10 protein-coding genes are annotated in these 12,535 nt (G+C 65.4%); 5 read left to right on the top strand and 5 right to left on the bottom strand.

The window, feature by feature from the left end:
- Positions 1-57: 57 nt before the first annotated feature.
- Positions 58-1,503, bottom strand: coding sequence for a DEAD/DEAH box helicase (locus ACFFJ6_RS19645; protein ID WP_378390955.1), 1,446 nt, complete (start codon positions 1,501-1,503; stop codon positions 58-60).
- A 403-nt stretch (positions 1,504-1,906) separates the two neighbouring features.
- Here ACFFJ6_RS19645 and ACFFJ6_RS19650 point away from each other — a divergent pair, with 403 nt between their 5' ends.
- Positions 1,907-3,409, top strand: a complete 1,503-nt coding sequence (locus ACFFJ6_RS19650) for a caspase family protein (protein WP_378390957.1) — start codon at positions 1,907-1,909, stop codon at positions 3,407-3,409.
- A gap of 131 nt (positions 3,410-3,540) precedes the next feature.
- On the opposite strand, the gene ACFFJ6_RS19655 is transcribed toward ACFFJ6_RS19650, so the two are convergent.
- Positions 3,541-4,443: a dihydrodipicolinate synthase family protein gene (locus ACFFJ6_RS19655; RefSeq protein ID WP_378390959.1), complete on the bottom strand. Its 903-nt coding sequence runs from the start codon at positions 4,441-4,443 to the stop codon at positions 3,541-3,543.
- Between the two features lie 162 nt (positions 4,444-4,605).
- Between ACFFJ6_RS19655 and ACFFJ6_RS19660 the strand changes: the two genes are divergently transcribed.
- The 4 genes from ACFFJ6_RS19660 (at position 4,606) to ACFFJ6_RS19675 (ending at position 8,135) form a co-directional block, all read left to right on the top strand.
- A complete protein-coding gene (locus tag ACFFJ6_RS19660) occupies positions 4,606-5,271 on the top strand; it encodes a GntR family transcriptional regulator (RefSeq protein ID WP_378390961.1) in 666 nt (221 codons plus the stop codon).
- Between the two features lie 99 nt (positions 5,272-5,370).
- Entirely contained in the window at positions 5,371-5,841 is a 471-nt protein-coding gene (locus ACFFJ6_RS19665; RefSeq protein ID WP_378390963.1) for a TRAP transporter small permease, read from the top strand.
- A 12-nt stretch (positions 5,842-5,853) separates the two neighbouring features.
- Positions 5,854-7,122, top strand: a complete 1,269-nt coding sequence (locus ACFFJ6_RS19670) for a TRAP transporter large permease (protein WP_378390966.1) — start codon at positions 5,854-5,856, stop codon at positions 7,120-7,122.
- A gap of 32 nt (positions 7,123-7,154) precedes the next feature.
- A complete protein-coding gene (locus tag ACFFJ6_RS19675; RefSeq protein WP_378390968.1) occupies positions 7,155-8,135 on the top strand; it encodes a TRAP transporter substrate-binding protein in 981 nt (326 codons plus the stop codon).
- Between the two features lie 113 nt (positions 8,136-8,248).
- On the opposite strand, the gene ACFFJ6_RS19680 is transcribed toward ACFFJ6_RS19675, so the two are convergent.
- From ACFFJ6_RS19680 to parE, 3 genes are all read right to left on the bottom strand, one after another.
- Positions 8,249-8,437 carry a hypothetical protein gene (locus ACFFJ6_RS19680; RefSeq protein ID WP_378392219.1) on the bottom strand — a complete coding sequence of 63 codons (189 nt, stop codon included), beginning with the start codon at positions 8,435-8,437 and terminating at the stop codon, positions 8,249-8,251.
- A 77-nt stretch (positions 8,438-8,514) separates the two neighbouring features.
- Positions 8,515-10,311, bottom strand: coding sequence for a DUF4153 domain-containing protein (locus ACFFJ6_RS19685; RefSeq protein WP_378390970.1), 1,797 nt, complete (start codon positions 10,309-10,311; stop codon positions 8,515-8,517).
- 102 nt (positions 10,312-10,413) lie between these two features.
- Positions 10,414-12,462 carry a DNA topoisomerase IV subunit B gene (gene parE, locus ACFFJ6_RS19690; protein ID WP_378390972.1) on the bottom strand — a complete coding sequence of 683 codons (2,049 nt, stop codon included), beginning with the start codon at positions 12,460-12,462 and terminating at the stop codon, positions 10,414-10,416.
- Between the last annotated feature and the right edge of the window lie 73 nt (positions 12,463-12,535).

Raw genomic sequence — 12,535 nt, forward strand, 5'->3', positions numbered from 1 at the left:
ACCCACAGGACAGGAAGGCGTGCGGAGCGCGGCAATTCCGCGCCGCACTGCATCATGTCAGCCGCGCGCCCGCACCGGCCGCAGCAGGAAGGCGGGCAGGTGGGAGTGATCGCCGGGCTCCGAGGAAGTGTCGCGCGGCGGCGGCGCCGATCCAAACGACGCGTGCGCTGCAGCGGCGGGCGTGCTTCGCGGCTCGCGGCGCGGCTTGCGCGCATCGCGGGGCTCGCGGCGGCTTTCGCCACGCGGCTCGCGCGGTTCACGGTTCTCGCGCGGCGCGCGTTCCTCGCCACGTGCTTCGCGCGGTTCGCGATGGCGCGATTCGGACGAGCGGCGGGACGAACGCGCGGGGCGTTCTTGCTCTTCCTCGACCTCGACGGCAGGGCCGGACTCGGCGCGGGGAATCTCTTTGCCGATCAGCTTCTCGATCGCGGCGATCGATTTCTGATCGGACGGGGCAACGATCGAAATCGCGGTGCCGAGACGGCCGGCGCGGCCGGTGCGGCCGATGCGATGGACGTAGTCGTCGGGGTGATGCGGGACGTCGAAGTTGAAGACGTGGCTGACTTCGGGGATGTCGAGGCCGCGGGCCGCGACGTCGGAGGCGACCAGGATCGGCAGCTCACCCTTGCGGAATTGATCCAGCGCGGCGGTGCGCGCCGACTGGTCCATGTCGCCATGCAGCGCGCCGACGCTGAAGCCGTGCTTCTGCAGCGACTTCGCCAGCAGCGCGACTTCGCGCTTGCGGTTGCAGAAGATGATCGCGTTCTTGAGGTCGGTGGACGCCCGGATCAGGCGGCGCAGCGTTTCGCGCTTCTCGTGCGGCTCGCGTCCGCAGGGCACCTGCGACTGGGTCACCGTCACGGCGGTGGAGGCCGGCTTGGAGACTTCGACCTTTTCGGGATTGTGCAGGAAGGTCTCGGTGACGCGGCGGATTTCCGGCGGCATCGTCGCGGTGAAGAACAGCGTCTGCCGCGTGAAGGGGACCAGTTTGCAGATCCGCTCGATGTCCGGGATGAAGCCCATGTCGAGCATCCGGTCGGCTTCGTCGATGATCAGCATCTCGACGCCGGTGAGCAGCAGGCCGCCGCGTTCGGTGTGGTCGAGCAGTCGGCCCGGGGTGGCGATCAGCACGTCGACGCCGCGGGTGAGCTTGAGGTCCTGATCACCGAACGAAACGCCGCCGATCAGCAGTGCGACGTTGAGCTTCTGGCCGGCGCCGTATTTGTCGAACTGCTCTTTGACCTGGGCGGCGAGCTCGCGGGTCGGCTCGAGGATCAGGGTGCGGGGCATGCGAGCCCGGGCGCGGCCCTTTTCCAGCATCGTCAGCATCGGCAGCACGAAGGCGGCGGTCTTGCCGGTGCCGGTCTGGGCGATGCCGAGGACGTCTCGCCGGGCGAGAACGTGGGGGATCGCCTGTTCCTGGATGGGGGTGGGGGTCGTGTAACCGCTGGCCGCGACAGCGGCGAGGACCTTGTCTGAAAGGCCGAGATTGGAAAAGGACATTTAGCCTCTGTTGTCGGCGCGATCCGATCCGAACGAGAATTGAACCATTTCGAAGATCACGCCACTTGATGAAACCGCCGCCAGGATTTCTCGGAAATCACTGTCGCGCTCAGCCCCGGAGCGGCAAGCAATGTTGCACGGGGATGTCGGTCGCGGACAGGCGGCTCAGTCGGGATATCGCTAGTCGATACCGGGCCGCATCACGGCCGGAACATAGGCCGGAATCGCGCAAAGTCAATGCGTCCGCGTATGAAACGCCTGAAAAGCTTAATATTCTTGCAGTTTGGGGGGCTTTTGTGTCGGTGCTTGACGGCGGCACGAGGCGGGTTGAACCGCGCCCCGGTTTTGGCCGACTATGGCGCAGGCGGGCCGTTCGGCCGTCCGGCTCATCGGGGACCTGGGAATGCGATCGCTGCGACAGCGCGGGATATCGGCGGTCGGTCTTTTTGCGGCGGTGCTGATCTGGTGCGCGCCCGCCGAGGCCGCCAAGCGCGTCGCGCTGGTAATCGGCAACAACGATTATCGCAATGTGCCGAAGCTGCAGAAGGCGGTGAACGACGCCCGCACCATGGGCGACACGCTGCGCGCGCTCGGCTTTCAGGTGATGATCGCCGAGAACCAGACCCGGGCCGCGTTCGGCCAGAGCCTGCTGGCATTCGACAACAGCATCGAGCCGGGCGACACCGCGTTCTTCTTCTACGCCGGCCACGGCTTCGAAATCGCCGGCCAGAACTTCCTGCTACCGACCGACGTGCCGGCGGCGACGGAGGGACAGGAAGAGCTGGTCCGCGACGCCTCGATCATGGCGGACCGTATCGTCGACCGGTTGCAGAACCGCGGTGCGCGGACCGCGATCCTGGTGCTCGACGCCTGCCGCAACAATCCGTTCGACCGCCGTGGCGTGCGCGCGCTCGCCGGGCGCGGCGGTCTCGCGCCGATGACGACGCTGCCTGAGGGCGTGTTCTCGATCTTCTCGGCCGGGCCGCGGCAGACCGCGCTGGACCGGCTGTCGGACAACGACTCCGATCCGAACTCGGTGTTCACCCGCGTATTCGCCAAGCAGATCCGCGACCCCGGCGACAATCTCGTGCAGGTGGCGCAGCGCACGCGGCGCCTGGTCAGCGAGATGGCGGAGACCGTCGGCCACAAGCAGGTGCCGGTGTATTTCGATCAGATGGTCGACGACGTGTTCCTCAACGGTCCGCCGAAGCCGGCCGCGAGCGCTGCTGTGGCGCCCAGCCCGCCGCCCGAGAAGGTCGCGGCCTTGCCGCCGGTGGCGCCGCTGCAGCCGCCGACCTCGGAGAGCCTGAACGCGCCGATCGCCAGCTTCTCGCGCCACAATGGCGGCTGGACAGTGGTGTTCTCGATTGCCGATCCGACGCTCGGCATCTCGTGGCGGATGGCCGGCGAAAGCGAATTCCGCGAAACCGGCTTCATGGATTCGCTCGACCCGCGCACGCGCAAGCGGCTGCCGAACCCGTCGATTCAGCTTCCCTCGGACGCGCCGGCCTCGACCATCGAGGTGCGCTACGTCGATGCGAACGGCGAATTGCAGGGGCCATTTCCGATCCGGTTCGACCCGGAAGCGGCGCTGCTGCGCGATCAGCGCAAGATCCTCGACATGACGGCGACGAGTTGGTTGTCGTTCCGCGACTACAACGGACTGCTCGTCTACTACACCCATCTGATGTCGTATCGTTGCGCGATCCGCGAGGCGCGGATCGGCATCGACAGCGCGGTACCCGACAAGGTGCTGAAGATGCCGGCCTGTGACATGCGCGACCCGATCGCGATCCCGAGCAGCGCCACGCCGTATTTCAAGCTGCCGTCGAACGTGAAGTCGGTGTCGGTCGAATTGACTTATCGCGACGGCAGCGTGTCGGAGATCAAGACGTTTCGGCGGTGAGGGCAGAGGCGCCGCAGGGCCGGGGTCGCAATAGCGAACTCCAGTCTCGTTGCGCGAACCCCGCCTGAGAGCCGCCACGCCACCGGGCGAGCCGGGTGGGGTGGCGGTGTGACTTGCCTGCTATCTGAAGGCTAGGCCGCGGCCTTGTCTTTCAGCTGGTTGATCGTCTCCAGGATCACCGCACTGACGCGCGCGCGTTCTTCGCCTTCCAGCGGTAGGCGAGGGGCGCGGACCCATTCCGGGGCGCCATAGACGTAGTGCTCGGCGAGCTTGATATACTGCACGAGCTTGACGTGCGTATCGAGATGGAAGGCCGGCGTCAGCAGACGATAGAGCGGGCGGGCTTCGTCGAACCGGCCCGCGCGGCAGAGGTTGAACAGGCGAACGCATTCGGCGGTCCAGGCGTTGGTCATGCCCGATACCCAGCCGGTGACGCCGAGGGCCGCGCTCTCCAGGATCAGGTCGTCCACGCCGCAGAACACCGCGAAGCGGTCGCCGCAGGCGTTGTAAACGTCGGTGACACGCCGAATGTCGCCGCTTTCTTCCTTGATGCAGACGATCTGCGGCGTGTCCGCCAGCTGCTCCAGAATGTCGGGCGTGCAATCGACGCCGTAGGCGATCGGGTTGTTGTAGATCATGATCGGCAGCGAAGACGCCGCCGCGAGGTCCTTGTACCAGCGAACCGTTTCGCGTTTGTCGCTCTTGTAGGCGATCGACGGGAAGGCCATCAGCCCCTGCGCGCCGAGCTTTTCGTAAGTACGCGCCGCCTCGGCGGCGGAGCGGGCGGAGATCTCGGCTAGTCCGCTCAGCATGGGGACGCGCCCCGCCACGGCTTCCTTGCCGGCGCTCAGCACCTGCGCCCGCTCGTCCATCGACAGCGAGGCGTTCTCGCCGAGCATCGGCAGAAGAATGACGCCCGAGACGCCGTTGGTAATCAGGCGGTCGAGGCTGTGCTGCAGCGCGGGCAGGTCCAGCGCGCCATCCTGCTTCAGCTTCGTCGTCACCGCCGGAAAAACGCCGCTCCACCGAGTCATTGCTCTGCCTCCAAAATTGAATACAATATTCGATATCATCTGCTCCTTCGGCGATGCAACAGGGTCGTCTGCTCAATTAATTTGCAAATTCAGTCCAAATTCTACCCTTGCGGGATGTTTCGAAATCATCATTGAATATCGTATTCAATTTTGGAGCCAGTCGTGACCAAGCTGGGAAGGCAATCACTTACCGACCAGATCGTCAGCGCGGTGCGCCAGCGGATCGTATCCGGCGACCTGCCGGAAGGGACGCCACTGCGCCAGGAGAAGCTCGCGGCCGAGCTCGGCGTCTCCCGCGTTCCTCTGCGGGAGGCGATCCGTCAACTCGAGGCCGAGGGTCTCGTCGTGTCCGAAATTCACAAAGGCACGGTCGTCTCTTCGCTGTCGCTCGCCGAGCTTCAGGAGATCTTCGAAATCCGCGTCGAGTTGGAGACCTGGCTGTTTGCCCTCGCAATCCCGCGGATGACCGAGGCGGACTTCGCCCTTGCCGACTCCGTCATCGCCGAGAGCGCGGCGAGCGGCATCGACAAATGGGGCGAGTTCAATTGGCGCTTCCATTCCGCGCTCTATGCCGCCGCCGGACGCACGATCGCGCTCAAGCTGCTCAAGGGCGTCCACGACAATGCCAATCGCTACATCAACCTTCAGCTCGCAGTGGTGGCCGACGTCGAACACGAGTCCGTCGACCATCGCAATCTGCTGGCGTTCGCTCGCCTTCGCGACGTCGAGGGGGGCGTGAAGCTACTGCGCAAGCACATCGAAACAGTGGCTGAGAATCTGGTGCGGTCGATCGGCGAAAGCCGCAAGGCCGCACCGCACGTCGCCTGACAGACACCGAAGCGGAGACGGAATGTGAAGCGGACGTTCGACATCATTGAACGAATGAACGCGGCGCTCCGTCATCTGGTCGGCGCCATGCTCGGGATCATGGTGGCGACGGTGGCGGCGCAGATCTGCGTGCGCTTCGTCCTCCCCAAATTCGGGATCATCGTGGCGGCGCCCTGGACCGAGGAACTGGCGCGTTACCTGATGGTCTGGTGCATCTTTCTTGGAGCCGCGGTGGCGGCTCGGGGCGGCGCTCTCATCGCGATGGATAGTGCGGCGGACGCTCTGCCGCCCGCGATGGGGGATGCGATCCGGACCGCCGGCCTGCTGCTGACCATCGCGTTCTTCGCATTGCTGGTCTGGCTCGGGGCGCGCTGGGTGCAATTCGGCACCATGGAAACCTCGACCGTGATGGCCCTGCCGATGGCCTGGGTCTACGCGGCCATGCCGGTCGGATCGCTCGTGGCGATCATCAACATCCTGGCGCTCATGGTCGAGCGTCACTTCCAGCGGCGATCGGAACGCCGCGCCGCGCAGGCCGCCGCCGAAGAAGCGGCCGCATCGATCGTCTGAGGAGACAGCGAGATGGCCCTTCTGTTCGGAACGATGGCTCTCACGCTGGCACTCACCGTCCCGATCTTCGCCGTGATGGGCATCTCTGCCGTGGTGGCGCTGATGGAGCGGGGCATCAACCTGATCGCCGTGCCGCAGAACGTCTTCGAGGCGCTGGATTCGTTCGCGCTGCTGGCGATTCCTTTCTACGTACTCGCCGGCAACATCATGAAGGCCGGCGGCATCTCCAACCGGCTGATCGGTCTCGCCAGCGCGTTGCTCGGCTGGATCCGGGGCGGGGTGGGCGGTTCGGCCATCCTGACCTGCATGTTCTTCTCGACCATCTCCGGCTCGTCCTCAGCGACCACCGCCGCGGTCGGCGCGACGATGATCCCGGCGATGGTGAAGAAGGGCTATCCCAAGCCGTTCGCCGCCGCCACCGTCGCGGTGGGTGGTGAGCTCGGCGCCATCATCCCGCCGTCGCTGCCGATGGTGATCTACGGCCTGGTGGCGAACGTCTCGATCGGCGGACTGTTCATCGCCGGCATTCTGCCCGGCATTTTCATCGGCCTGTCGCTGATCCTCACCATCTGCATCATCGCCAAGCGCAACGATTTCGACCGCACCAAGCCGGTGTCGTTCGGCGCCTGGGCCCAGGAGGTCGTGACCAGCGGCCGCGAGTCCTTTCTGGCGCTGCTGATGCCGGTGATCATTCTCGGCGGCATCTATTCGGGCGCCTTCACGGCGACCGAGGCGTCGGTGGTGGCCGTGATCTACGGCTTTGTGGTCGGCTGCTTCGTATATCGCGAGATCAGCTTCGCCGACGTCGTGAAAATCCTCAACGACAGCGCGGTGATGACCGGCATGGTCATGCTCATCGTCGCCTTCGCGGCGCTGTTCGGCCACGCCATGACGATCAATCGGATCCCGCATTACTTCGCGCAGCTCGTGGGGCAGGTGGCCTCGGGGCCGATCATGTTCATGCTGCTGGTGAACGTGCTGCTGTTCGTGGTCGGCACCTTCATGGAGGCGCTGGCGACCATTCTCATCCTCGGTCCGATCCTGGCGCCGCTTGCGCTCAAATACGGCATCGATCCGATCCATTTCGGTCTGGTGATGATCGTCAACATCGCCATCGGCATGGTGACGCCGCCCGTCGCCGTCAACCTCAACGTCGCTTCGGAAATCTCCGGAGTCAGCATGGATGCGATGACCAAGCCCGTCCTGGTCTTTCTCGGCGTGCTCACCATCGACGTGCTCATCATCAGCTACGTGCCCGCGTTGTCGCTGGCGCTGCTGTGAGATTCTTCCGCCCAGAAAAGGACCCGCCGAGCATGCTCAGAACCGCACGTTATCTATTGTCATCCGCCTTGCTCTTTGCCGGCACGCTCGCCGCCGGCGCGCAGACGCTGGAGCTGAACGCAGGGCACGTCCTGAGTGCCGCCAGCCACTATCATGCCGCGGCTGCCAAGCTGGCGGAACTGGTGGGCGAAAAGTCCAAGGGGCAGATCAAGATCAACGTGTTTCCGGCGGCGCAGCTCGGCGGCGAGGTGAAGATGATCCAATCGGTGCGGACCGGCACCCAGGACATCGTCGTCACCGGCGAGGCGCCACTCGAGAACACGGTGAAGGACTACACCGTGTTCTCTTTCCCGTATTTGTTCTCCTCGGTCGACGAAGCCAACAAGACGCTGCAATCCCCGATCGGCAAGGAGATGCTCGGCCTGCTGCCGCAATACGGCATGGTCGGCCTCGGGTTCATCTCGGCGCTGGAGCGCAACACCTTCACCAACGGCCGCGGGATCAAAACCGCCGCCGACATGCAGGGGCTCAAGATCCGCGTCATTCCGGGCCCCGGCTATGTCACGGCCTACAAGGCTCTCGGTGCTCAGCCGACGCCGATGGCCTATACCGAGCTGTATTTGGCCTTGCAGAACGGCGCCGTGGATGCGGCGGAGAATTCGCCCGATCTGTTCCTGCAGGATCGCTTCGTCGAGGTGTCGAAGACCTTCTCGCTCACCAAGATCATGTACATGCCGGCGCTGATCATCATCTCCAAGTCGCGCTGGGATAGTCTGTCGCCGGAGCAGCAGAAGATCTTCCGTGAGGCTGCGGCCGAAGCCGTGACCTTCGCCATCGATCACTACAAAAAGGACTATGCGTCCGCGCTGGAGACCATCAAGACGAGCGGCAAGGTGGAACTGATCGAGCCCGACCTGGCGTCGTTCCGCGCCACTGCTCCGGATGTTTACGCCACGCTGCTGAAGGAGTTTCCGCAAGCCAAGCCGTGGCTCGACAAGATCAAGGCGCAGTGAGAGCTGATCTTTTGCCAACCGAGCGCAGAACGAATTGATCCCGGCGGCCGCTCTTCGGAGCGGCCGTACTGTTTGGGGGGGGCGATCATCCGGATGGCGTCAGCGCGCCGCCGTCACACCTTGCGAGAAATCAGGATCAGCAGCAGGCCGCCGAACGCCGTGGAGGCGCCGTACCACATCCATTGCGACTGGTTGATCATGAAGCTCTGCGCCGGCCATTGGATCAGGCCGGCACCCTGGCCGGTCCAAACGAGGCCCATCAGCAGGGCAATCAGGCCGATGACGAGAAACAGCGTGCGCATCAGGCGATTACGCACGTTTTCGGCGCGGGGAGCAAGCGCGATCGCGGTCGTCGCGCTTGCGCCTTTCGATCGACGTCCTAATCCGAATGAAGCGTTGCCCTGATCGATCCGCAATCGAAATAGGGGGTGACGCGCAGCCGCGTCCCGGCGATCTCGACGTCCTTAAGCTGCGAAGGCGCGAGGGCGAACTGGCCCGAGCGCAGCTTTTCGCCGACGCCCTTGCAGTTGGAACCGGCGAGGGTACCGAAATAACGCCACTGGCCGTCGGTCCGGCGGAATACCGTGGCCTCGCCGGTCCGCGCGTCGAGGATGATCTCGTCGCTGCCGTCGCCGTCGAGATCGGCGAGGATGGCGTCGCAGCTCGAGGATGCCGATTTCAAACAGAGCGGCAGCAGATAGCTGGCCTTTTCGCTGCTCCAGTCGGCAGTGAGGAAGTCGCGAGGCAACTCGCCGCCCGGCGGTTGCGCCACCCGGATCATGCCGATGCGTTCGCCCTCCGGCATCGGATCGTAGCGCGATTGTCGCTCCAGCATGGCGACGGCCTTGGCGCGGATGGCGGGCGCGTTGTCGTCCTGCGCCAGCCGGCGCAGCGCCTCGACGCCGTAACGGCCGGTGTCGAACCGCAGATACTTGAACGAGAAGCGGTCGAGATCGGCTCGACCATCCTTCAGCCGCGCGACCTGATCGGCGACCGACAGCCGTGCCGGATCGGCGAACGGCGACAGCAGCGCCAGTGCGATCGCGATGACGACGAGCGAGGTTGCGATATTGGTGGTGGCGAGCACGCTCGTCGCAATCCTGCGGCGCGCCACGGCGATCGCATAGCCGATCGCGTAGCAGGCGGCCACCGCTGCGCCGGCGGTGCCGATGATACGGACATTCGACCAGCCATATTGCGCGACCCGCAAGGCAATCGCATAGCCAGCCAGCGCGACGAGCGGCAGCATCACCAGCGATGCGGCGACGATCGACAGCCGCAGCGCAGCCGGCATCGATGCCGCAGGCGCGGCCGCCGACAGCCGCGCGCCATCCTGCAAGGCGGTGTTGATCAGGATCACGAGCGTCGCGGCGGCGGTGAGCAGGATCGTCGCCGCACGTTTGGTGCCCCACAGCGGTTCGAGCCCGGTGAACAGCAACGCCCCCACGAAGGCGACGACGATCGCTGCGAACAGCGGCAGCAGCCAGCCGAGCAGATTGCACACGACAGTCCGGACACCGCGCACCATGCCGGCGCGCGTGTCGGTGACGTGCAGCGCCACGCTGATCGCGACCGTGGTGGCCGGGATCCAGAACCAGTTCTGGCGTAGCACTTTGGCGAAGGCCTCGACCTTGATCAGTCGGAACAGATCGCTACCGAGCCACAGCACGGCCCAGAACGTGCCGGCGAACAGCGCCGCCAGCGCGATCTGCAGGCCGAGGCCCCATGATACCTCGAAATAGGTGCGATACCTGGCGATGGGACGGCGATCGTGGGCGGCCGCGATCAGCAGCGACTGCGCGATGAACAGGATCAGCGGCACGCCGACCCAAGCCTGCGCCGGCATCACGCGCGGCGGAGCGTGCCCTGGCGTGCCGAAGGGATCGCGGTAGAAATCGTACCAGCCGAGCGCGGCGCAGATCGTCGCCACCGCGAGGATCCACACCAGCAGCGGTAGCGGCCGCAGCCGTGTCAGCGCGGACGAGGCGACCAGTGGCGTGAAAACCGCCGTCACCAGCAGCGCGGCATAGAGTTCTGGCGTGGTGGCCGGCCAGACCTTGTCCTGCGCGACGCGCAACAGCGCGTACAGCGCGGCGCCTTGCAGCAGGCCGATGACGACGCGGAGCGCGAAGGTCAGCGGCGTCGGAGCCGGATCGAAGTCGTCGGTGTCGGTCACGATACTATCCCCGCACACGCCTGCTCAGCGCAGGGCGTCATGCGGGGGATTAGTGCACGGCTTCGTTAAGATGGTTCGACAGCAAGCGCGGTAAAATCGCGCTTACACGTCCAGCATTTCCTCGCTGGCGAATTCCGCCTTGTCGCTGATGAAGGCGAAGCGGGCTTCGGCCTTGGTGCCCATCAAGCGCTCGACCGAGTCGGCGGTGCCCTCGCGATCGTCGGCGAGCAGCACGACGCGGAGCAGCGTGCGCTTGCTCGGGTCCATTGTGGTTTCCTTGAGCTGCGCGGGCATCATCTCGCCGAGGCCTTTGAAGCGGCCGACATCGACCTTGGCGTTGGCGTTGAATTCCTTCTTCAGCAGCTCTTCCTTGTGGGCGTCGTCGCGGGCGTACACGGTCTTGGCGCCGTGGGTCAGCCGATACAGCGGCGGCACCGCGAGATAGAGGTGGCCCTCGTCGATCAGCTTCGGCATCTGCCGATAGAAGAACGTGATCAGCAGCGAGGCGATGTGGGCGCCGTCGACGTCGGCGTCGGTCATGATGATGATGCGCGAGTAGCGCAGGTCTTCCTCGCGGTAATTGACCCCGGTGCCGGCGCCGAGCGCCTGGATCAGGTCGGACAGCTGGGCGTTTGCCACCACCTTGTCCTTGCCGGCCGAGGCGACGTTGAGGATCTTGCCGCGGAGGGGGAGCACCGCCTGGGTGGAGCGGTCGCGCGCCTGCTTGGCACTGCCGCCGGCCGAGTCGCCCTCGACGATGAACAGTTCGGAGCCGTCGGCAGCGGTCGACGTACAGTCGGCGAGCTTGCCCGGCAGCCGCAGTTTCTTCACCGCGGTCTTTCGGGAGATTTCCTTTTCCTGGCGGCGGCGCAGCCGTTCCTCGGCGCGCTCGATGACGAAGTCGAGCAGCTTGTTGGCCTGCACCGGGTTGCCCGACAGCCAATGGTCGAACGGGTCCTTGATGGCCTGCTCGACGATCTTCTGCGCTTCGGCCGTGGCGAGGCGATCCTTGGTCTGGCCCTGGAATTCCGGTTCGCGCACGAACACCGAGAGCATCACCGCGGCGCCGACCATGACGTCTTCCGAGGTGATCGACGCGCCGCGCTTGCCCTGGCCGACGCGCTCGGCATGGTCCTTGAGGCCGCGGAGCAGGGCGCTGCGCATGCCGGATTCGTGGGTGCCGCCGTCCGGCGTCGGCACCGTGTTGGTGTACGACGACATGAAGCCGTCGGCATCCGCGGTCCACGCCACGGCCCATTCGCAAGCGCCGTGCGCGCCATTGCGGCCGCTCTTGCCGGCGAAGATATCGGGATGCACCAGCGTGTCGTTGTGGATCGCCGCGGCGAGATAATCCTTGAGGCCGCCGGGGAAGTGGAAGGTGTCCTCGGCCGGGACGTCCTCGATGCCCTTCAGCAGCTCGGGATCGCACTTCCAGCGGATCTCGACGCCGCCGAACAGATACGCCTTCGACCGCGCCATCTTGAACAGCCGCTGCGGCTTGAACGCCGCCTTGGCGCCGAAGATGTCGGTGTCGGGCTTGAAGCGGACGCGGGTGCCGCGGCGGTTGTTGACCTTGCCGAGGCTCTCCAGCTTGCCTTTGGGGATACCGCGTTCGAACACCATGCGGCTGAGCTGCTGATTGCGCGCAACCTCGACCTCAAGACGCGACGACAACGCATTGACGACGCTGACGCCGACGCCGTGCAGACCGCCCGAGGTCTCATACACCTTGCTGTCGAATTTGCCGCCGGCGTGCAGCGTGCACATGATCACTTCGAGCGCCGACTTTTTTGGAAATTTCGGATGCGGATCAACGGGAATGCCGCGGCCGTTGTCGGAGACAGTGAGGAAGCCGTCGGCGCCGAGCTCGACCTCGATGAAGGTCGCGTGGCCGGCCAGCGCCTCGTCCATCGAGTTGTCGATCACTTCGGCGAACAGGTGATGCAACGCCTTCTCGTCGGTGCCGCCGATATACATGCCGGGGCGGCGGCGGACCGGTTCCAGTCCCTCCAGCACCTCGATGTCGGCGGCGGTGTAGCCGTCCTCCGCGCCTGCGGGCTTCGCGGCCGCTCGCGGCGCGCTCGCCTTCGGCGCGGCCCCGAACAGGTCGGAGGATTTGGATTTGCTGCTCGCCTTCAGTGCCTTGGCCATGGGTCTTGAAAGTGGTCCTGAGATGAAAGGGGCTGGGCCCGGCGCGCTGCGCCGCGCGAATCGCTGGCCGTGA

The organism is Rhodopseudomonas telluris (assembly GCF_042432815.1).
Taxonomy (GTDB): domain Bacteria; phylum Pseudomonadota; class Alphaproteobacteria; order Rhizobiales; family Xanthobacteraceae; genus Rhodopseudomonas; species Rhodopseudomonas telluris.

Excerpts from the sequence above, each read along its gene's own strand:
- ACFFJ6_RS19645 (WP_378390955.1), bottom strand. The coding sequence starts at position 1,503 with ATGTCCTTTTCCAATCTCGGCCTTTCAGACAAGGTCCTCGCCGCTGTC.
- ACFFJ6_RS19650 (WP_378390957.1), top strand. The coding sequence starts at position 1,907 with ATGCGATCGCTGCGACAGCGCGGGATATCGGCGGTCGGTCTTTTTGCG.
- ACFFJ6_RS19655 (WP_378390959.1), bottom strand. The coding sequence starts at position 4,443 with ATGACTCGGTGGAGCGGCGTTTTTCCGGCGGTGACGACGAAGCTGAAG.
- ACFFJ6_RS19665 (WP_378390963.1), top strand. The coding sequence starts at position 5,371 with ATGGTGGCGACGGTGGCGGCGCAGATCTGCGTGCGCTTCGTCCTCCCC.
- ACFFJ6_RS19670 (WP_378390966.1), top strand. The coding sequence starts at position 5,854 with ATGGCCCTTCTGTTCGGAACGATGGCTCTCACGCTGGCACTCACCGTC.
- ACFFJ6_RS19675 (WP_378390968.1), top strand. The coding sequence starts at position 7,155 with ATGCTCAGAACCGCACGTTATCTATTGTCATCCGCCTTGCTCTTTGCC.
- ACFFJ6_RS19680 (WP_378392219.1), bottom strand. The coding sequence starts at position 8,437 with ATGCGCACGCTGTTTCTCGTCATCGGCCTGATTGCCCTGCTGATGGGC.
- parE (WP_378390972.1), bottom strand. The coding sequence starts at position 12,462 with ATGGCCAAGGCACTGAAGGCGAGCAGCAAATCCAAATCCTCCGACCTG.